This is a genomic window from Methylophilus sp. 13 (assembly GCF_015354335.1).
Taxonomy (GTDB): Bacteria; Pseudomonadota; Gammaproteobacteria; order Burkholderiales; family Methylophilaceae; genus Methylophilus; species Methylophilus glucosoxydans.
The window spans coordinates 227555-247274 of the sequence record NZ_JADKYR010000003.1; the positions used below are offsets into that span (position 1 = coordinate 227555).

General features: G+C 50.2%; 18 protein-coding genes. 3 read left to right on the forward strand and 15 right to left on the reverse strand.

The genetic code is table 11. From position 1 onward, the window contains the following. Positions 1-5: 5 nt before the first annotated feature. From gspM to INP77_RS08855, 11 genes are all read right to left on the reverse strand, one after another. Positions 6-719 carry a type II secretion system protein GspM gene (gene gspM, locus INP77_RS08805; protein WP_194748673.1) on the reverse strand — a complete coding sequence of 238 codons (714 nt, stop codon included), beginning with the start codon at positions 717-719 and terminating at the stop codon, positions 6-8. Positions 720-722: 3 nt separating this feature from the next. Then, on the reverse strand, positions 723-1607 hold the full coding sequence (locus INP77_RS08810) for a PilN domain-containing protein (protein WP_194748674.1): 885 nt from the start codon (positions 1605-1607) through the stop codon (positions 723-725). Next, positions 1604-2542, reverse strand: coding sequence for a hypothetical protein (locus INP77_RS08815; RefSeq protein ID WP_194748675.1), 939 nt, complete (start codon positions 2540-2542; stop codon positions 1604-1606). Before INP77_RS08815 ends, INP77_RS08810 begins: the two co-directional genes overlap by 4 nt. 277 nt (positions 2543-2819) lie before the next feature. After that, positions 2820-5879, reverse strand: a complete 3060-nt coding sequence (locus INP77_RS14900) for a DUF6701 domain-containing protein (RefSeq protein WP_228518834.1) — start codon at positions 5877-5879, stop codon at positions 2820-2822. A 6-nt stretch (positions 5880-5885) separates the two neighbouring features. Continuing rightward, entirely contained in the window at positions 5886-6245 is a 360-nt protein-coding gene (locus INP77_RS08825; RefSeq protein ID WP_228518835.1) for a hypothetical protein, read from the reverse strand. Positions 6246-6331: 86 nt separating this feature from the next. Then, positions 6332-7123 carry a prepilin-type N-terminal cleavage/methylation domain-containing protein gene (locus INP77_RS08830; RefSeq protein WP_194748676.1) on the reverse strand — a complete coding sequence of 264 codons (792 nt, stop codon included), beginning with the start codon at positions 7121-7123 and terminating at the stop codon, positions 6332-6334. Beyond that, the gene (locus tag INP77_RS08835) at positions 7107-7730 is read right to left on the reverse strand and encodes a prepilin-type N-terminal cleavage/methylation domain-containing protein (RefSeq protein WP_228518836.1); all 624 of its coding nucleotides are present in this window, start codon (positions 7728-7730) and stop codon (positions 7107-7109) included. The genes INP77_RS08830 and INP77_RS08835 overlap by 17 nt, the downstream gene beginning before the upstream one ends. A 32-nt stretch (positions 7731-7762) precedes the next feature. Continuing rightward, positions 7763-8221, reverse strand: coding sequence for a Tfp pilus assembly protein FimT/FimU (locus INP77_RS08840; protein WP_194748677.1), 459 nt, complete (start codon positions 8219-8221; stop codon positions 7763-7765). Between the two features lie 12 nt (positions 8222-8233). Next, complete coding sequence (locus INP77_RS15045) at positions 8234-8677, reverse strand: type II secretion system protein (RefSeq protein ID WP_194748678.1); 444 nt, start codon at positions 8675-8677, stop codon at positions 8234-8236. 122 nt (positions 8678-8799) lie between these two features. After that, complete coding sequence (locus tag INP77_RS08850) at positions 8800-10014, reverse strand: type II secretion system F family protein (protein ID WP_194748679.1); 1215 nt, start codon at positions 10012-10014, stop codon at positions 8800-8802. A gap of 5 nt (positions 10015-10019) precedes the next feature. Continuing rightward, positions 10020-11672 (reverse strand): GspE/PulE family protein, encoded by a 1653-nt coding sequence (locus tag INP77_RS08855; protein ID WP_368667931.1) that lies wholly within the window; start codon positions 11670-11672, stop codon positions 10020-10022. A 141-nt stretch (positions 11673-11813) separates the two neighbouring features. On the opposite strand from INP77_RS08855, the gene trmL reads away from it, so the two are divergent. From trmL to INP77_RS08870, 3 genes are all read left to right on the forward strand, one after another. Further along, a complete protein-coding gene (gene trmL / locus INP77_RS08860; protein ID WP_194748681.1) occupies positions 11814-12278 on the forward strand; it encodes a tRNA (uridine(34)/cytosine(34)/5-carboxymethylaminomethyluridine(34)-2'-O)-methyltransferase TrmL in 465 nt (154 codons plus the stop codon). 245 nt (positions 12279-12523) lie between these two features. After that, entirely contained in the window at positions 12524-14704 is a 2181-nt protein-coding gene (gene uvrD, locus INP77_RS08865) for a DNA helicase II (protein ID WP_194748682.1), read from the forward strand. Between the two features lie 206 nt (positions 14705-14910). Beyond that, the gene (locus INP77_RS08870; protein WP_194748683.1) at positions 14911-16680 is read left to right on the forward strand and encodes a GGDEF domain-containing protein; all 1770 of its coding nucleotides are present in this window, start codon (positions 14911-14913) and stop codon (positions 16678-16680) included. 19 nt (positions 16681-16699) lie between these two features. Here INP77_RS08870 and INP77_RS08875 read toward each other — a convergent pair whose 3' ends face one another. The 4 genes from INP77_RS08875 to INP77_RS08890 all read right to left on the reverse strand — a co-directional run bounded on the left by INP77_RS08875 (position 16700) and on the right by INP77_RS08890 (position 19661). After that, the gene (locus tag INP77_RS08875; RefSeq protein ID WP_194748684.1) at positions 16700-17497 is read right to left on the reverse strand and encodes a BPSS1780 family membrane protein; all 798 of its coding nucleotides are present in this window, start codon (positions 17495-17497) and stop codon (positions 16700-16702) included. Between the two features lie 22 nt (positions 17498-17519). Further along, positions 17520-18446 carry a homoserine kinase gene (locus INP77_RS08880; RefSeq protein WP_194748685.1) on the reverse strand — a complete coding sequence of 309 codons (927 nt, stop codon included), beginning with the start codon at positions 18444-18446 and terminating at the stop codon, positions 17520-17522. 40 nt (positions 18447-18486) lie between these two features. Next, on the reverse strand, positions 18487-18831 hold the full coding sequence (locus INP77_RS08885) for a DUF2782 domain-containing protein (RefSeq protein ID WP_194748686.1): 345 nt from the start codon (positions 18829-18831) through the stop codon (positions 18487-18489). A 104-nt stretch (positions 18832-18935) separates the two neighbouring features. After that, positions 18936-19661 (reverse strand): TIGR00730 family Rossman fold protein, encoded by a 726-nt coding sequence (locus INP77_RS08890; protein WP_194749104.1) that lies wholly within the window; start codon positions 19659-19661, stop codon positions 18936-18938. Positions 19662-19720 lie beyond the last annotated feature (59 nt).

Consider the following 19720-nt stretch of genomic DNA (forward strand, 5'->3'; position numbering starts at 1 on the left):
GCATGCTATATCCCCAACCAGGCGTTTTCCCCACTCAGGGTATACACTTGAAAAATCAATTCGCTTTCTGGGTAACCGCCTTTAAGCTCGGCATTGTCCCATGCCAGCTGACGGCCGATCGCTTTCAGGGACTTGCTATACGCCATCAACGCAAAATACTGCCCTTTTAAATGGACTTTTACGGCGTGCTGGTAAACATGTGGCATGTTTTTCCAAGCCTCTTCCGAGGTTGATGACGCTTCAGTTCCTGGCGCGGCTTGCGCCTGCAATAACTTTCTTCGCGTTTCAATAAAATCCACCACCGGCAAGGATTGCATTTCAATCACTTGCACATCGGTATGCTTTTGCAACAGTTTTTTCAGCATCTCCACCATGGCTTGCGGTGGGACCATAAAGGCAGAAACTTTAAGTAACTCATCTGCCTGGCTAGCCATTTTTTGTCTGGTTTCTGCAATCTCCTGCTGAAACGCCTGCGTAGCTGGCTGTGGCGCCGCCTGGGCAGCAATCTTGGTCAGTTGCTCGGTCAGGGTGGTCGTATCGTTTTGTATCTTGAGGATTTCTTGCTGGGTATTAGCCAGTTGCACCCGCTGTGGCTCCAGCAAAAAGGTATCCATCAGGCCCACCACGGCAAACAAGCCGGTGCCAAACAACATCCAGCGCTCGCGCATGGAGAACGCTTGCCATTTGTCGCTGATTGCCTGTAGTTTTTCAGATCGCATGACTTACTGCCTCCCGCTCTGGTTGCCGGGCTGAGGTGGCACCGTCTGGCGCACAAATTCGTCCCAACTCATGCCATTCACCAATTTGTTTGTGGCTTGCGTATCACGCCCTTTGACTTCAAAGGTATACACTTTGAGTACAGGCAATGCTGTGTTCGCCTGATTCGAAGGGCTATTTCCGCCTTGTGGATTAACAGGCGCGGCTGAGGCCGGCGTCACTGGCGGAGCACCCCCGTCTTTGCCTGCAGGCGAGGTTGTGGCAACCTCTGGCGCTGGCGCAAGCGATGGACTCACTGCAGAGGCTCCAGCATTTCCGCCTGAACGCGACTGCGGCTGTTGCAACTCCAGTTGTTTGAACTGAATACCTGAGAACTCAGTCCCGGCAAATACAGACTGGTGAGAGAGCAAATCCAGATAGGCTGGAATATCTTCTGACTGCAACGCTTGCCCGGCAAGCGTCAAGTGTTGGACGGCAGGCTCAACTTTAAAACCGGTTAACCAGACGCCAGGTTGCTGTTGCCCGGTAAATGCACGCATGTAGTCGATCAGGTGTGCCGATTGTTCTGAAATGGACTGCTGGAAAATAGCCAGAATTTGGGTCTGCATCTCCAGTTGCGCTTTTAATGCTTTTAACTCAGCCTCAAGCTTGGTGTTATCGATAGGCATCGCCTTTTTCGAAAAGGCTTCCACTTTTTTCTGCATGGTTTCATACTGCGCAAGTGCTTGGTTACGCTGCACTTGCAATTGCTCGTTTTCAGCAGCCAGTCCAGTATGAAAGTAATACATCACCACTGCAGCCAGCACATAGACGGCCGCCACCATCGGCAGGCTAAACCACTCTCTGGCTTTGACACCACCGCCTTCATACAGGTTAATCTGCTGACTCATACGGCCGCCTCCTGACGCAAAGCAGCACCCAGGGCAGGCATCAACATGGCCTGTTTTTCAAGGCTGGAAAAATCCTGGTTGGCAGGCAGCTCAACAACATCTTCCAGGTTAAAAACGTTGACCGGCACATAGAGGCTGGAACTCAGGCCGCTCACCAGATAATCGCGATGCACGACCGGCGCCACCACCATACGGTTCAAGCTCAGGAAAGGAAACTGACGGTCAAAGCTGTCCAGCGAGCGTTGCAACTCAAGCACCAATTTATCAAAATTGATTCTGAAGATTTCATCCCTATCGTTCAAAAAGTCGCGATCCAGCTCAATCAGACGCGTATGGTAAAGCTCACCTTTTGCCGTAAACGTGATCAGGCAACCGCGTGGCAGGATGCTGACCATCACCAGCGCGCGATCTTCGTGTTCAAGCAAATGGGCAATATTGCGTTGCGCCAGCGCGTGTACATCAATCGAACGCAGGTTAAATCCGGCATCGACCAAATGATTACCCGCCCCGGTTACCGTAGCTTTTTTGGCGCAAATCGCCAGCATCAGCGCTTGGCGATTTGCCACAGAGGGATCAGAAGGCAGATCAATCCCATCAACCACCGCTTGTTCTACCGCATAATCAAGCAATCCCTTGAGTTTCCAGCGTAACGCCGGTTTTACTTCATCCTCTGGCAAATTGGGCTTGTCAATTTGCACAATGTTGTACTGGTCGACATTGAGTACCAGATTGCAGGGTAAAGACTTGAGGTCATTTTTGGTCACAAAGTGACGTAATGTGGAAGTAGCATCCAGTGGTATTTGCTCAACCGCCGCAAACGAAACCACCGGCTTGGTCCCTTCTGCAGGCGGCGTCAAGGCAACAGTACTCACATGCATGTCGGTAAAACTCACCCCTACCTGCTGCTTGTTTTTTTGTCTTTTAAACCATTGCATAGAGAGTCGCCAGTCTTTCAGAGTCACTTTATCATTTAAAATCAAAGAATAATAATACTTACTTCAAGCACAATCGCAAATTAGTATACACAAAAAAGTCGCACATCAAATCATCTTCTTATGCGCAAAATGACTTAAGTGGCCATGCGCCATCGTGGCACCAGACAATCACGCTATCCGGCCACACCTCATATATGCGAGCAACTTTAGTGCCTGAAACGGGAGATCAAATGCAGGAATAAGACGACAAAACCACCTGATTTAGGTGGTTTTGTCTTTATTGGAAGCTTTCACGCATGTAGATGATGGGCGCTTTGTAGATGCCAAAGGAGGCGCGCCCCACCGGGTCCGAGGTACCAAACCAATCTGATTTGCCGCCACCAATAGCACTGACCGTACCGGCATTGCTTTGACAAGTGACCTCCCCAGGAACAGCGTTGTCCAGATTTATTTCAAGATCAACACTCCCGACATTGGGCCGCCCATCAGACCCCACTTTGGGCGCTGACAGAATGGCTTTCACCAAGCCGTTATTCGCAGTATAAGTACCATTCATAAAGGTCTCGCATGCCGCCAGGTTACCCTTATAGTTTTTCATAACGATGCTTTTGCTATCAATGGTGGTACATGCATCACCCTGACTACGCACATAAAAGCCATCTTTATAATATTGCGCTTCAATCGGCACTGGCAAAGCCAACAGCTCAGAACCATGAGCCGGGATGACTGCCAGACGTCCATAACGGAAAGCGATCCCACCACTCGTCAATGCAGTTTGTGTAGAAGTCACATTGTCACTGTCTTGCGGCTGTGCCGAGATCACCACACTTTGCTGATTGATGGCAGAAGACGGTCGGGATAATTTATGTCTGACACGAACACTGGTAGTCCCATTTCCCCAAATCGGCGCTGTGTTGTCTGTTGTTTTGCTAATCGCTGGGTTTGCAGCACTCGCACTTAGGGTTGCACCATTGGACGGCGAAGCGCTAAATCGGTACAAACTATAATTTGTCAAATCCAGCCGTGCATAATTACCTGTGTAGTTTTGTGTGGTGTTGCCAGCAGCGTTCAAGGCCGTAATGCTGAAGGGTGTAATAAATCCAGGTGCTGCACTGCTTGCAGTGGTATCTTGACCATAATACACAAAGTTGCCACACGCCAGCGTCACCGGACTAGAAGCATCCACCCGAAAACTGTTGGGGATAAAACGACCAAAATAATTTGTGTCTGTGGTATTGCCGAAACGGCAGCCGTATTTTGGCGGCGTCCCTGCGCCGCCATTATCAAACGGACTCCCACTGTTATCACAATCGCCTTTGGATTGATCAACCGCAGTGAAAGTATCGTCGTACAAACCTTGCGGTGAAATTTTAAAATGCCCAACTTCGGAGTAAGTAAAGTTGGTTCCGGTGCTGGCCCCAGAACTGGCTGCAGCAAATGACCCGGCCACCTGCCCCACGACGGGTGCGCCTGAGTGAGCAGCCAGCAAGGCATTGGATATTTTTGGGGTGCCGTTATAGCCCTGTTCGCCACTAGAAACAGTCAGACTGAAATTATCAGCCCCCGCCTTGAACACAGGGCTCACTGTACTGCTTGGTGAGCTTGAGCTTGCTGTATTGGTATTGGTCACAGCCAAGGATTGTGGCCGAATGGCAAAATTATCAGACGAACACCCCGATTTGTTCTGACCTGGGTCGCGTACCTGACATCGCAAGTTAGGATAAGCTTTGGGGACATCTGTTGCACTGAAAGTCACCTTTTTACGTCCACCATCTGAGGCTGCAAAACTAACATCTTTAGTGACGACAATATTTGTACTGCATGAGCCATTGCTATCTGTCACCAAATCAACTTTTAAGCCTGAAGAATTATAGCCACTCGACTGGGCGCCACTTGAGAGCAGCGCAACCACATCCAGATCAAAAGACTGCGCTAGGATTTTTGTGTAAATCGGATTACGTGCCGATGAATTGCTATTCAAATTATTATAAGTCACCCCGCTTTCCATACACTCATAGGTACTCACGCATGGGGTATTTGTCATTGTAAAGCTACAACTTTGCGAGTTATTTGCGGTGTTCCAGCACTTGACACCATTCATCGGGCCTTTGGTGAGACCGCTTGCTCCCAAGGTATAAGTAGCTGCAGCGCTACCTTGTAAGGTAAGGGTGTCAATGGTACGGGCATTCCCGACCTCAAACTGGGCGTCCGGCGTCACTGTGACGGTTGGAGAACTGGGAGAGATGGTCAGCGTACCAGTAAGGCTTCCTGAATTGATGAGCTGATCATCCGGACAAGGCATGGTAGAAACCAAACAAGCCATGACCTGAATATCGACCGGACATAAAGAGGAACTGCCAGGGTGGCGGATTTCCAGATGGTCATAATCGGGCACCAGGGTTGAGCCAACCACAAAGTCATAGCTGAATGTGTATGTTCCAGGCGATGTAAAGTCGTATTCAATCGCAGCGCCTGTGTCTGTTAAAGTGGTATTGACTGTATTCCCCAATTGGCCTGTTTTGGCGATCGCACAGGCGACGGAATTGTCATTGGACCAGAATGTTTGGTAATTGCCTACACAATAACGGCCAAATTTCCCATCCCGCTCCCTGAAACTCTCAACCACATCCAGGTTGGCAGGCAAACTTGTACTAGAAGGGCACTGAACATTCGTATTTCCACTTCCTGAAGAGCAGCTACCTGCATAAGGATAAGTCCCGGCGACCTGTTTGCCGTTGGTATCGACGTAACGAACACCACATCCACAGTCAGAGCCACCCAAATAGGTATCCACCACATGATAATAACGCACTGGATTACTGGAGCTGACTGGATACAACAAAGGAATATTAATAGTGACCTTTGCAGTCACAAAGTCATAGGGATAGGTATAACTCCAATCTATTGTTATTTGTGGTCCGCCGCCGACATTGTTCCCGGGAACGGTGAACTGCGAACGGGTAGTCTGCGCATTTCCAGCGGATGCGTTAGCTGGCGTCACCGCTGTCATTGCTTGCGCTGTATAGCTTCCTGGTGCGTTGTAGGCAAAGTGATCAGGGCCATAAATAGTATTATTGCCACGAATATAAATCCCGTTATCTAACCGACTATTAGCTGGCGTTCGATCAGGTTGATAAAGCTGGCCACTACTATTGAGCCTTTGCACTTGAATTTGAGAGTTATCATTGATAAAGATTTTTAACCCATTTGAAGAGTCAGAACCGCCGTTGGCGTTTAAAGTAACCGTTGCCGCTTTTGTCGCTTCAGCAGAAAACAAGCTGACCAGACACAAAAGCCATATCACTACTGTTGCATGCTTCCATCTAAACACGGTCATTTTCCTCTAACTACACTCTTCTGTACCCATCAGGCAACGACTCAAGCTCACTGTGACTTTGCGCTCAATATAATCAAGCGCGCCAGCCGCTCCTTTTGAGGCGGTCGCGGTAATGGTATACATGCCGATATTCTGTGTCCCTGCCCGGTCTTGTGGCATCGGGTTTGTTTGATTACATGTCAATGCAATGTTAAAGCCATTAATCGTAAACGGATTAGGCGGTGTTGGGCAGGATTGCATTGATGTCGTCCCTGGCGCAATCACCTGATAAGCCGCCCACTCGACGCCAGCCTTGGCAGCCAGGTAAGCTTGTGCACCTTGCACATCCTGTATCGAGCCTTGATTGGCCAACAATGACAGCCGCATGGAATAACCCACAAGCGACGCCAATATCACCATTAAGAAGATTGCCACAGGCAACATAAATCCTTTTATGCGATGAAGCGTATTTTTCATGGCGAATTCACCACATTAATCAGGTTAACCAGGCGCACAACGCCACCATTTTTACTGAGCTCTAGCTGTGCTGTTACCACGCCGCTATGCTGCATGACGCCTTCTGTATAAGTAAAACTGCAGCCCGTGACATCTTGCGCAACGATACTAGGGGTGAGTCCGGCAAAGTTTGACGGATGGGCAGATGGAATTGCGTAGTTTGAATACATCAACAGACGGCGGTTGGCTAAATCACAGACATAAAATACGGCCCCGTTCACCACATAAAAACGGCTACCCGGGGAGGGTAGTGGAAAGGCTGAACCGCTAAATGAGAGCGTGCTGAGATTAGTGCCAGTGCTGGTTAAGGAACGAATCGTATCCCCCGCATACACATCTGCTCCTTGAATACCAAGGTTATAAATCACTAACTGGTCGCCAGAATCTACAGAAGGCACAGGGTCGCCGAGTACGTTAAAAGTGTCATTCGCACTTACAAAATCCAGCGTATCCTGCTGGTAGCGGCCGCCAGCTTTGATCGGCACAAACTCTACATAGGAATTATCAGCAGCCACCCAGACACTATTGGGCAAGGCGTTGCGGATATCTCGTGACATGCGGCGCAATGAGATATCCGCACGGTCTGCCAGCTCATAATAGGCTTCTGAATTCACATACGCCAGAATGGAGTTTTTGATAAAGGTGACGGAAATACCGCCGAGAATTGCCATCACCACAATGACGATGACCAACTCCACCAAGGTGAAGCCTGAAATAGCAGATTTGGGTTGGTTAAATTCTCGGCGCATAACGAACCCTATATCCAGTCAGTCGGATGATAGTGTCTGCGGGGCCTGTCACCGTAATCACAATCTGTAACACCGCATCTGCTGGCAGCGCTGCAAAAGCACCACTCCCGCCCGCCTGAGTAATTGCAACGGATGCCGCGTAAGGGTTTAAGCCCGGTAAGGCAGTCGCATTGCCAATGCGGCAAATGCCGGCACATCCACCACCAGGCATGGAAAATCCACCATAATCGGCCACATTATCAAATGGATCGGTGGCACTGTAACGGCTCTCTGTAGAGGGAGTGGGGCCATTCAAGGTCGCATTTTGTGGATTGGTACAATCGCCATAACTTGTCGCCGTAGAAGCATTCGGGTCATCGGGATCACAATAAGTAAAAGGCATTTGCTGGACTTCTTGCATCAGCGACTCAGCAATGGCGATTGCTTGCTTACGCGCCAGCGGATCTGCAGAATGACGTCCCATAAATGAGAGCGCACCGATAACACCGGCGATGGCGGTGGTGACAATCACCATAAACACCACCATCTCCACCAATGAAAAACCTGCTTGCAAGCGCATGCAAGGTTTGCCTGGTTGTCTGTAAGAGTGATGTTTGTTGTGATGCATTGTTATTATCCAGCCTGTCACTGGTGGACTGATCAGTGTATGTATCCGGTGTCCGCCTCAACAGTCACGGTCACAGATTGCGCATTATTTTTCTTGTTGGTCGCTTTATAGTTAACCGTAGAATTAGGCACCACCCGCCCGAGTGCGTCAAAGCCCACGCTTACGTTGCCTGAGGTGATATCCACATTCTTGCTGCTGGTAAATACATATGCAGCAGTCGTCTCAGGATTGATCACTGCCTGATTGCACGCGGTATCGAAACATAAGCTAACCGTATCTGGCACCGCATTATTGAGAATCACATACACATTCCGACGCTGGGCAATCGCTGTTTTTTGCGCATAGCGTAATGTAGATGAAAGTAAACCCGCGTCACCGCGGGTTTCGAAGATATCGCCGTTTGCGAATCTGGGCATTGCCACAGCCACCATAACGCCTGTCAAAGCAATTACCACAACCAACTCGACAAGCGTAAAGCCATCAGATTTCATAAGTACTTTTTGTTAGCCTCCACAGTTACCAGCACTTAAATTTGCAGTACTAACAACACCCGTCGCGGCAGTATAAGTAACTGTACATGTGTTGAAAGTACCCACTTGAAAAGTTGATACTCCGTTATTGTGACTCGCTGTAAATTGAGCATCTAAACTCTGCAATGCAGCAACAATGCCTGCAGCATCAGCGGTAGGATATCCGGAGTTATTTACTGTGACCGCTTGACCATCCATCGTTACTTGCAATGCAGCGGCATTACTACCAGCCGCAACCCAGGAAGCTCTAGCCAAATTAGCAGCAGATCGTAAAGATGCCGCCAGCCCATTTCCAGCAGCAACCCTTGCGTTTGATTGCACATTCACAAATCTTGGCAACGCCGTAGCCGCCAAAATACCAAGCACTGCAATCACAACAACCAATTCAACCAATGTAAAACCAGCTTGTTTTTTCATTACTAAAACTCCTAATCAAAATGCCCTGTCGTTCTTATCCCAGTGGCAGGTTAACACTGCGTTAAATTGTCATTAGCAAATACTATGCCAGACAATTTTGGTCCATTCCACTACACCCAAAACTAGCTACCTTTTAGCATCACAGAACTCATGTCCCAGATTGGTAAAAATACCCCCAATGCAAGCACTAGGACGAGGGCTCCCAAAAAGATAATCAAAATAGGCTCAATCTGCGCACCCAATGTTTTGACGTCATACTCCACATCTGCCTGATACATATCGGCAATTTCCTGCATTAATGTATCCAGCGAGCCTGACTCTTCGCCAACGGCGATCATTTGTAAAACGAGTGAGTTGAACACGCCGGTTTGCGTAGCGGTTCTTAGTATGGTTTCGCCGCGCTCAATGCCAGCAGACATGCTTAGGATTTTTGCTGAAATATAGTCGTTTTCGACTGTTTGTGACACTAGCCTTAAAGCTGACAGAATGGGCAAACCACTGCGTGTAGACAACGCAAAGCTACGGGCAAAACGGGCCATGGTGCCTTTAAAAATAATTTTGCCGGCAATCGGGATACGCATTTTGATACGGTCCCAATTTGACCGACCACTTGCCGTTTTAACATAAGCTTTAAAAGACCAACCTGCCGCGGCTATCATGCCAATCAGCACAAACCAGTAATTGCGCATAAAGTTTGAAAATGCAATCAGCACCTTGGTGATGAATGGCAAATCGGCATGCATGCTGGCAAACACTTTTTCAAACTGAGGAATCACCATGACGTTGATCACCACAATGGCAATGGCCATGGCGGTAATCACAAACATAGGATATTGCAAAGCCGACTTAATTTGCCCACGCATAAAGCGGTCAAACTCAATATGCTCGGACAGACGCAGAAAAATATTGTCCAGGTTACCTGTGGTCTCCCCCACGCGGATCATGCTGATATAAAAGCCATTGAATACCTTGGGGTGCTCAGTCATGGCAACCGACAATTCACGGCCTGAGTCCAGGCTCACTCGCAGTTGACCGACCACTTGCGCCAGCTTAGGGTTACCTACTGAGCTTTGAATACCTGAGAGGGCGCGCATAATCGGAATACCGGCTTTAAGCAGCGTATACATCTGCTTGCTGAAAATCATCACCTCAAGACTGGTGATTTTCTCTTCAAACAGGTTAATCGCAACAGCACCCGTTTTCTTGGGCTTAATCTCAACTGGCGTAATTCGGGTACCAATTAACGCGGCGCCCAAGGCATCGGCATCGGCGGCTTCTTGTACCCCAGTCACCATCATGCCATCTTCGGTGCGCCCTTTGTATTCAAATAATGGCATAGGCGTTATTCTTCAAACTGGTTATCGACACGCATGATTTCTTCCAGCGTGGTTTTACCTTCAATCGCCAATTGCAGCGATTGGTCGCGCAGGGTTTTACCTTTGAGACGTTCACGCGCTTTTTTGATAAAGATATTGGTATCCGGCATGTTGGCTGCCATTGCCAGCTCATCGGTCATTTCAAGAAACTCATACAAGCCTACCCGCCCCAGATAACCGGTACGGTTGCAATGCTGACAGCCTTTGCCATGGCGGAAGTTGGTCGGTAAGGTTGCATCCGGCAACACCTGATTGAGCCACACCGTTTCACTCTCGGTAGGCGCATGCTCATCAGCACAGTGCGGGCAAATCAGCCTTACCAGACGTTGCGCCATGACACCGAGCAAGGACATGGCCACCATGAAACGCGGCACCCCCATATCAATCAAACGCACGGGCGCAGTGGAGGCATCATTAGTATGTAACGTTGAAAGTACCAAATGCCCTGTCATTGAGGCACGCAAACCGGTCTGCGCGGTTTCTTCATCACGCATTTCGCCCACCAGCACAATATCTGGATCCTGACGCAAAATGGCACGTAGCAACTTGGGGAAATCCAGCTCGATTTTTTCATTGACCTGCGTCTGAATAATGCCGGGTAAACGGTACTCCACCGGGTCTTCCACCGTAATGACTTTGGTTTCGGGGGTATTAAGCTCACTCAATGCTGAGTACAAGGTCGTCGTTTTACCACTCCCGGTAGGCCCGGTGACCAACACCATACCACTGGGGCGGTTAATCATTTTTCTAAAGCGTGCGAGTAAGGCAGGCGGCATGCCCAATTTGTCCAGCTGAAAGTGCGCAGTATTTTGAATCAGCAGACGCATGACCACCGTTTCGCCATACTGCGTTGGCATGGTCGAAATACGCATATCGACCGCCTTACCTTTGACCGAGAAGCCAAAACGACCATCTTGTGGCAGGCGCTTTTCAGAGATATCCAAGCCAGCCATGATCTTGAGACGCATGACCAACGCAGTGGCAATTTTGATATCTGCCTGGGTTTGAAAGTGCATGACACCATCAATCCGAAAGCGGATCAGCAGCTTGTTGTCTTGCGGCTCAATGTGCACGTCAGACGCTCGCACTTGCACCGCGTCCTCAAAAATCGTCTGCAACAGCTTGACCACAGGCGCATCGTCTACGCCCAGGTCTACGCCCATCATACTTGAGAGATCGGCATTGCTGTCTGCCAGGTCCTCTTGCAACTCAAGCGCCAGTGAAGAAATCTGCTCAGTCTGGCGATAGGAACGATCAATGGTCTGCATGAGCAGACTCTCTTGCACCACGACGATATCAATATCACGCCTGAGCAGCCTGACCAATTCGTCATAGGCATAGACATCCGAAGGGTCAACCATCGCCACCAGAATGCTGTCTGGACGCTCTTCGAGCAAAATGGCACGGAAACGACGTGCCTGCACTTCAGGGAGTTTTTGAACCTGCTTGGGATCCAGCTCATACTGGCCAAGATCCAGGAAAGGGATATTGAGCTGATGTGCAACGGCTTCAGCAATTTGCCGCTCGTTGGCATAGCCTTTTTCAGCAATCACCCGTCCAAGGCGGCGGCCTGTCTTGCGCTGCTCTTCCAGCGCCTGATCCAGTTCAGCTTGGGTCATGAAATTCTGTCTGACCAGAATTTCACCTAATCTAATTTTCTCGGGACGAGCCATGGCGTTGTAATTATTTATCTTGAGATACTTTCTCGACTATCATATCACCGTCATACTATCCTTGCGTAAGCAAACAAGCAGCCAAACATGTTTCATATCGTGCTTTTCGAACCCGAAATCCCGCCCAATACAGGCAACATTATCCGTCTCTGTGCCAATGCAGGTGCCAGGCTGCATCTGGTCAAACCACTGGGTTTTGAACTTTCAGATAAACAGTTAAAGCGGGCTGGACTGGACTACCATGAATATGCAGCGTTGACCGTGTATGAAAACTGGGCGGAATGCCAGCAAGCGCTGCATGGAAAACGCATGTTTGCCTTGACCACCAAAGGCAGCACGCGCCACAGCGATTTGCAGTTTAAAGACGAGGATGTATTTGTGTTTGGACCAGAGTCACGTGGCTTGCCAGAAGAAATTCGCGCCCAATTTGCGGCAGAGCATCGTGTCAGATTGCCAATGTTGCCGCATAGCCGTAGCCTGAATTTATCCAACTCAGCCGCAATTTTGCTGTATGAAGCCTGGCGACAAGTCGGGTTTACCGGTGGTGTTTAAAATCACCGTCTAAAACCTATAGACAAAAAAAGCCCCGATTAAGGGGTAAATCGGGGCAATAGGCCTCATCGTAAAGGCTTCCGCTCAGGGAGGAAAGAAGCGGAAAGATGATTCATCATCATCGTGCAAGTATGAGTGTGGGATGTTTTAAAAAGTTCCAGAGAAATGTTGCGTGCAACGATTTGCCGAGTACAAGCGCATGCTTAGACTGCGCCTGAAACGCTGCATCATGCGATAATAACAGCATGTATTCTGAAAATAATCTGTTACAGGGCCTGAATGATAAACAACTGCAAGCGGTCACCCTGCCGCATGTCTCGGCACTCATTCTAGCCGGGGCCGGCAGTGGCAAAACCCGCGTGCTCACCACGCGGATTGCCTGGTTGATCCAAACCGGGCAAACCTCCCCCATGGGCCTGATGGCAGTGACGTTTACCAACAAAGCTGCCAAGGAAATGCTGACCCGCCTCACCAGCATGTTGCCGATCAATACACGCGGCATGTGGGCAGGCACCTTTCACGGCTTGTGTAACCGCATGTTGCGCGCGCATTACCGTGAAGCGGGCTTACCTAATACCTTTCAGATTTTAGATACCGCCGACCAGCTTTCTGCCATCAAGCGCGTGATGAAACTGATGAATGTGGATGATGAAAAATATCCACCCAAGCAGGTGATGGGCTATATCAATAGCTGCAAAGAGGAAGGCCTGCGAGCGGATAGCGTCGATGCTTACGACGGCCATAGCCAGAAATTGCGCGAAATTTATGCGGCCTATGATCAGCAATGTAACCGCGAAGGCGTGGCCGATTTTGCCGAGTTATTATTGCGTTGCTACGAGTTGCTAGAACGCGAACCGCACATCCGTGCGCATTATCAGCAACGCTTTCAATATATCCTGGTCGATGAGTTTCAGGACACCAACCGTCTGCAATACCTGTGGCTAAAACTGTTAGGCGGCGCACATAACAGTATTTTTGCCGTCGGGGATGACGACCAGAGCATTTACGCATTCCGTGGCGCACGCGTCGGCAATATGAATGACTTCCAGCGCGATTTCAACGTGCAGAATATCGTCAAGCTCGAAGAAAACTACCGTTCGCACAGCAACATCCTCGATGCCGCCAACGCCATCATTGCCAACAACCGCAACCGTTTGGGTAAAAACCTGTGGACCTCGGCCGGCAAGGGCGAGCCGATTCGCATTTATGAGGCTTACAACGATACCGACGAAGCGCAGTTTATTGTCGATGAAGTGAATATGCTGCAAAAAGAAGGCGTACCCTTGGGCGAGATGGCCCTGCTCTACCGCAGCAATGCGCAGTCCCGCATTCTCGAACATACCCTGTTTTCGGCCAACATCCCTTACCGCGTGTATGGCGGTCTGCGCTTTTTCGAGCGGGCTGAAATCAAACACGCTTTGGCCTACATGCGGCTGATTGCCAACGCCAACGACGACACGGCCTTGTTGCGTATTATTAACTTCCCGCCCCGCGGCATCGGTGCGCGTGGCCTAGAACAACTGCAAGAAGCTGCGCGCCAAAATGAATGCAGCTTATGGCAGGCCGCCACCAACAAAGTGGGTGAAGGCAAGCTAGGCAGCAAAGGCCTGGATGGCTTTGTCGCCTTGATCCGGCAAATTGTTGACCAAGGCTACGGCATCACGCTGGGTGAAATGGCAGAAATGGTCATCAACCTGAGTGGCCTGATGGCGCACTACCAAAACGACAAAGAAGGCGAAGACCGCATTGAAAACTTGCAAGAACTGGTGACGGCTGCGGTCGCCTTTAGCAAGCAGGACTTGGGTAACCATCACAACATGGAGGAAGATGCCGACCTGCTGACCCAGTTTCTGAACCATGCCAGCCTAGAAGCAGGCGACCATCAGGCCGACGTTGGTCATGAGGCCCTGCAACTGATGACCGTGCATGCCGCCAAAGGTCTGGAGTTTCAGAGTGTGTTTATCAGCGGCGTCGAAGAAGGCCTGTTCCCACACGAGCAAGCTGCCTATGAAAATGGTGGCCTTGAGGAAGAGCGGCGGCTCATGTACGTCGCCGTCACGCGCGCGCGCCAGCGCTTGTATATGACCTATGCGCAAAGCCGCATGCTACATGGACAAGTTCGCTACGGCATCCCTTCACGCTTTGTCGATGAAATTCCTGCCGAACTCACCAAACGCCTGAATAGCAAACCGGCTGCCAAACCTTATGCGGCTGGCGGTCAATACACCATGCCAGCTGCACAACCGGCAAGCACCCAGTCCAACTATCCGTTCAAGATTGGTCAAAGTGTGCGCCACAGCAAATTTGGCGAAGGCGTGGTAGTCAGCTATGAAGGCAATGCCAGCGATCTGGCCGTGAAAGTGAATTTTGGCAGCGCCGGATTGAAAACGCTGATGCTCGAATACGCCAAGCTGGAAAAAATCTGAGGTCGTTTACGCCTGTTAACGAGGCCTCAGGGCAGTAACCTCACGCACCGTCTGTTGATACGCCTCAAGTTGAGGTTTCATTCGTCTCAGTTGTTACGTTCAACCATTTCAAGCTAGCTTGCAGCACAAGATATTGTCATAAATATTTCATCCAATCTTGACATTTCCTTGATCAAGAATCTTCACGCTTCGTCGATACTGCTAGCATGATTTATGCTGCCCCCAATACCGAAATTGAAGCCATCCTGGCACAGAGAAACCTGTTGCCCTTGTTTCAGCCCATTATTGATATCAAGCAAGCGCAGGTGTTTGCGCATGAGGCGCTGATTCGCGGACCACTGGAGTCCAAACTACATGCGCCGATTGCCTTGCTCAATGCAGCCAAGTTATGTGGGCGGGATATCGAGATGGAGTCTATCGCGCGCGATGTGATTTTTGAAGAATATCGCCGGGCGAACCATGCCATGCCACTGTTTGTAAACTTTAGCCCGGATGCCTTGCTGCACAGCGAAAGTGACTGGTCATTAAGCTTGGCGCAGCTGGAGAACTATCAGCTTGCAGCCAGCGATATTGTTATCGAAATCACCGAGAGTTCCACCATACGCGATTACGCCGAACTCAAGGAGGCGGTCACCAAACTCAAGGCACTCGGGTTTAAAATCGCGCTCGATGATCTGGGTGAAGGGACTTCAAGTTTGCGTTTGTGGTCTGAGCTGTCACCGCACTATGTCAAAATCGACAAGCATTTTATTGCCAACATCCACAACGATCCGATCAAGCTGGAATTTGTCCGCGGCATTCAGAAAATTGCGCTGGAGTCTAACACGCTGACGATAGCCGAAGGCATAGAAACCAAAGAAGAACTGGCGGTCATCAAAGACTTGAAAATAGACTATGCCCAGGGCTACCTGCTGGGCCGTCCGTTCCCCAAATTTCAGGCGACTTTGTCCGAAGAAGTGAGCACCCTGCTCAACAAAAACATTATTCGTTTATTTGCGGACCAGCAAACCATGGTCTCCAAACAAGCAACCGTATCCGGGCTCACCAGCTATCAAGTGGCGGCGCTGCCTGAAATGACCAATGAAGAAGTCTATGACTGGTTTCATCACGACAACAATCTCAACTCTATCCCGGTCACCGACCATAAAGGCAAGCCACTGGGGCTGATCAGCCGTTATGACACCATAGACCGCTTTGCGCGGCGTTACCAAAAAGAATTACATGGCAAGAAATCCTGCACCACATTTATGGATACGCAATGCCTCATCATCCAAAAGGACATGCACATCCTGGCCTTGAGCGAGCTGATCCTGCAAGCCGATCCCAAGTATTTACTGAACGGCTTTATTATTGTCGACGGCGAGCGTTATGTGGGCATGGGCAGTGGTCATGCGCTGTTGCGCGAAGTGACCAACATGCAGATTCATGCCGCACGCTATGCCAACCCTCTCACCCTGCTCCCGGGCAATGTGCCAATTAATGCCCATATCGACAAGCTGCTGGAACGGCGCATAGCGTTTGTCGCCTGTTATTGTGACCTTGATCATTTCAAGCCGTTTAACGATGCCTATGGTTATCGCCGCGGCGACGAGGTGATCCAGTTTGTCGGGCGCATGCTGAGCAGCATGGTGAACCATGAGCATGACTTTGTCGGCCATATCGGCGGTGACGACTTTGTGATTGTGTTTCAGAGTGAAGACTGGGAAAGGATATGCCGCGACATTCTGGACACGGTGGCGAAGGTCATGCCAGACTTTTATGACCTCAAGGATGTGCAGTCAGGTGGCATTCATATTGAAGACCGCTTGGGCAATGAACACTTTTTCCCGTTTGGCAGTTTGTCTATCGGCGCAGTCAGAGTTAGCGCCGAGTTTTTTGCCAGCCATCATGAAGTGGCTGGCGCCATGAGTCATGCCAAAAAGCAAGCCAAAAAGATTGTCGGTAACAGCCTGTTTACCGAGCGCCGCAAGCGATAACGTTGCAAGCAGCAAGCAATTAAACGCTGGCCTCGACTTGTGGTGCTGCCCTGAAGGCATCTTTGTAGCTGATGTATTGAAAGGCAAACATCAGCGCATTAATGACCAGCAAGGCAATAAATACCAGCAGCGGCATCAGCAACTGCGTGACCGTTGGAATCAGCACACCTAAAATGCCAATCACCAGCCCCAGTCCCAGCATTACCACCAGCATGCCCAGCATCATAACTAGCCAGGCTACGCCCATGGGCACGGTATATTGCAGCATGCCAGCGATACTGGATTTGATCGCTTTCACCAGTGGATAGCCATTGAGGGCAATCAGCATGGGGGAAAACCAGGTAGCAATAAACAAAGGCAAGAGCAGCAACAGCAACTTCACAATAAATGACAACGTGTTTTCAAGAAACTTGGTCATTTGTGAATCACTCATGCCGGCTTTGGTCGGCGCATGCGAAATGAGCGAAGCAAGTTCGCTGCTGAGCAGATAGGTCGCCAACACGGCATAAATCAGGCAGCTAGCGCCCAACAGCAACAAAGGCTTAAGATGCAGCTTGAGATGTTGCCAGGCATCACCGGGCGACATTTCACCGTGCATATCCACCTGGCGGTAGAGCATCACAATCCAGGCCATGCAGACGGGCCAGATCACCACACTCACCATGCCTAGAAACCCCAGCAATGGCAAGGATGGCAACACCATAAAAATGAAGATGTAGGCCAGCGAGCACAACATCCAGATATGTGGCTGCGTTTTAAATAAAGCCAGGCTTTCTTTGACCCAGCGAATCCCGCGCTGGCTGTTTGTTTCTGTCATGTGACTCCCTTTTATAGCGCGACTAAGTAAGCGCTTGACGATTCAGCAATACCCGCTCGAAATGAGCCGGGTCTTTGGCATGGGTCAATTCCCCCGCCACAGGATAGTAAAAATCATACAGGCGCGATAGCCAAAAGCGCAAGGCAGCGCGGCGCAACAAGGCCGGCCAGAAGGATTTTTCTTCTGCAGTGAACGGGCGAACCGCGTGATAGGCATTCATGAACACGGCCAGCTTGTCATCGACAAACACACCGTTGGCGTCTACGCACCACTCATTCACCGCAATGGCCACATCGTAGGCCAGTACATCATGGCAGGCATAGTAAAAATCAATAAAGCCGCCCAACACATTGCCGTCAAACAACACGTTATCGCGGAATAAATCGCCGTGTATCACACCATGTGGCAGACCAGACAAATCCAGGCCATGCTGAAACTGCAATTCCTCTTGCAACAAATGCTGCTGTACGGGTGCAAGCTTGGGCATCACCTGCTGCGCTGTCATCACGCGCCAGCCCTGACCGCGCTGATTGTGTGATTGCTCATGAAACGCCATACCCGCCAGATGCATACGCGCCAGCGTCTGTGCCACGGCTTCAATCTGGGTCAGGTTGGGCTGACTGACATCACTGCCACGCAAGCAGCTCACCATCAGGGCAGGCTTGCCATGAATCCGGTGCAAGGCCACGCCTTCTTTATCGACAATCGGGCTTGGGCATTGAATGCCGTGCTGCGACAAATGCGTCATTAAGTGCACAAAATAAGGCAGCTCGTCAAAATCGTTTTTCTCAAACACAGTCAGCACAAAGCGTGACTCGCTGGTTTCGACAAAATAATTGGTATTGGTAATGCCAGCCGCAATGCCGCGCAAAGTTTGCAGCTCGCCAACATTAAAAGGCGCCAACCATAGGCGCACTTCATCCAGACTCAGAGTGGTAAAAACAGACATGTGGGTGACAACCCTACCCTTACGGGCAGGTCAAAAACATTTAGAAGCGGAAAAGAATCCATTTGGGCACGGACACCGGGCGAGAAGGACCATCATGTACCCATTCGCCATTGCGGTCTTCCCGGTGCAGGTAATAGGACTTGCCGCTCGGTGGTGTCACTTTCACCATATAGACCTCGCCATTCAGGCTGTATTCCTCAACCTCGTTATCACCATCCTTGCGCTTGGAGATGGTCGGCTGGTCTATGGGTTGTCCTTCAATGACCTTGGGCGGAGAGGGAATGTCATCCAGCAACTCGGCATCTTTGGGGGCCGCAGCACTAGCCAGCATGGAAAAACTCGCAAGGCACAGTGTGGCCAGCATAAAACGGGAAACATTACGCATGGAAGACTCCTTAGTCAGTGATCGCTATTCTAGCAAAAAGCCGTGCCGTGGCGGACATCCAGCGCTGAATAAACTTGTAAATATCCTGGCTTTGCGCGCAGCGATTACAGGTACAACTGCATCTTGCGCTCCGCTGGCGTCAATTCGAAGCCAGTGGTTTCATAATGTTTGAAAATCGCGTCCACGATCTGTTGCGGCTCATCAATCACTTGCACCAGATGCATATCGGTCGGCGAAGCCATGCCTTCTGCCACCAGCGTATTGCGCAACCAGTCTATCAAGCCTGCCCAAAACTGGCTGCCGACCAGAATAATCGGAATCTTGCGGCTTTTGCCCGTTTGCACCAGCGTGATCGCTTCCATCAGTTCATCCAGCGTGCCAAAGCCGCCCGGCATGACGACAAATGCGCTGGCATATTTAACGAACATCACCTTGCGCATAAAAAAGTATTTAAAACTGATGCCGATATCCTGATAGGGATTACCGTGCTGCTCGAAAGGCAACTTGATATTCAGCCCGACACTGGCGCCACGGCCTGGAAAAGCCCCTTTATTGGCCGCCTCCATAATGCCTGGCCCGCCGCCAGAAATCACACTAAAGCCGGAGTCTGATAATAGCCGGGCAATTTCTTCGGTGCGTTGATAATACGGATGGTCAGGCTTGGTACGAGCACTGCCAAAAATCGACACCGCGGGCGTAATCGCCTTGAGGTTTTCAGTGGCGCCGACAAACTCGGCCATGATTTCAAAGGCATGCCAGGATTCATGGCTGGCACTATCGCCATTGAGCAACTCAGGCTCGACCATGGTTGGCAGCTTGGGGGTGGTCATCATTCAGTCCTTCAACAATCAAAACCAAATTAGTGTACATGAAGTGGCTTTGAAATGCG

Coding starts and splice junctions, on each gene's coding strand:
- INP77_RS08825 (WP_228518835.1), bottom strand. CDS start 6,245: ATGCGGCTGTCATTGTTGGCCAATCAAGGCTCGATACAGGATGTGCAA.
- INP77_RS08815 (WP_194748675.1), bottom strand. CDS start 2,542: ATGCAATGGTTTAAAAGACAAAAAAACAAGCAGCAGGTAGGGGTGAGT.
- INP77_RS08810 (WP_194748674.1), bottom strand. CDS start 1,607: ATGAGTCAGCAGATTAACCTGTATGAAGGCGGTGGTGTCAAAGCCAGA.
- gspM (WP_194748673.1), bottom strand. CDS start 719: ATGCGATCTGAAAAACTACAGGCAATCAGCGACAAATGGCAAGCGTTC.
- INP77_RS15045 (WP_194748678.1), bottom strand. CDS start 8,677: ATGAAAAAACAAGCTGGTTTTACATTGGTTGAATTGGTTGTTGTGATT.
- INP77_RS08885 (WP_194748686.1), bottom strand. CDS start 18,831: ATGCGTAATGTTTCCCGTTTTATGCTGGCCACACTGTGCCTTGCGAGT.
- INP77_RS08890 (WP_194749104.1), bottom strand. CDS start 19,661: ATGACCACCCCCAAGCTGCCAACCATGGTCGAGCCTGAGTTGCTCAAT.
- INP77_RS08850 (WP_194748679.1), bottom strand. CDS start 10,014: ATGCCATTATTTGAATACAAAGGGCGCACCGAAGATGGCATGATGGTG.
- INP77_RS08855 (WP_368667931.1), bottom strand. CDS start 11,672: ATGACCCAAGCTGAACTGGATCAGGCGCTGGAAGAGCAGCGCAAGACA.
- trmL (WP_194748681.1), top strand. CDS start 11,814: ATGTTTCATATCGTGCTTTTCGAACCCGAAATCCCGCCCAATACAGGC.
- INP77_RS14900 (WP_228518834.1), bottom strand. CDS start 5,879: ATGACCGTGTTTAGATGGAAGCATGCAACAGTAGTGATATGGCTTTTG.
- INP77_RS08870 (WP_194748683.1), top strand. CDS start 14,911: ATGATTTATGCTGCCCCCAATACCGAAATTGAAGCCATCCTGGCACAG.
- INP77_RS08840 (WP_194748677.1), bottom strand. CDS start 8,221: ATGAAATCTGATGGCTTTACGCTTGTCGAGTTGGTTGTGGTAATTGCT.
- INP77_RS08880 (WP_194748685.1), bottom strand. CDS start 18,446: ATGTCTGTTTTTACCACTCTGAGTCTGGATGAAGTGCGCCTATGGTTG.
- uvrD (WP_194748682.1), top strand. CDS start 12,524: ATGTATTCTGAAAATAATCTGTTACAGGGCCTGAATGATAAACAACTG.
- INP77_RS08835 (WP_228518836.1), bottom strand. CDS start 7,730: ATGCATCACAACAAACATCACTCTTACAGACAACCAGGCAAACCTTGC.
- INP77_RS08830 (WP_194748676.1), bottom strand. CDS start 7,123: ATGCGCCGAGAATTTAACCAACCCAAATCTGCTATTTCAGGCTTCACC.
- INP77_RS08875 (WP_194748684.1), bottom strand. CDS start 17,497: ATGACAGAAACAAACAGCCAGCGCGGGATTCGCTGGGTCAAAGAAAGC.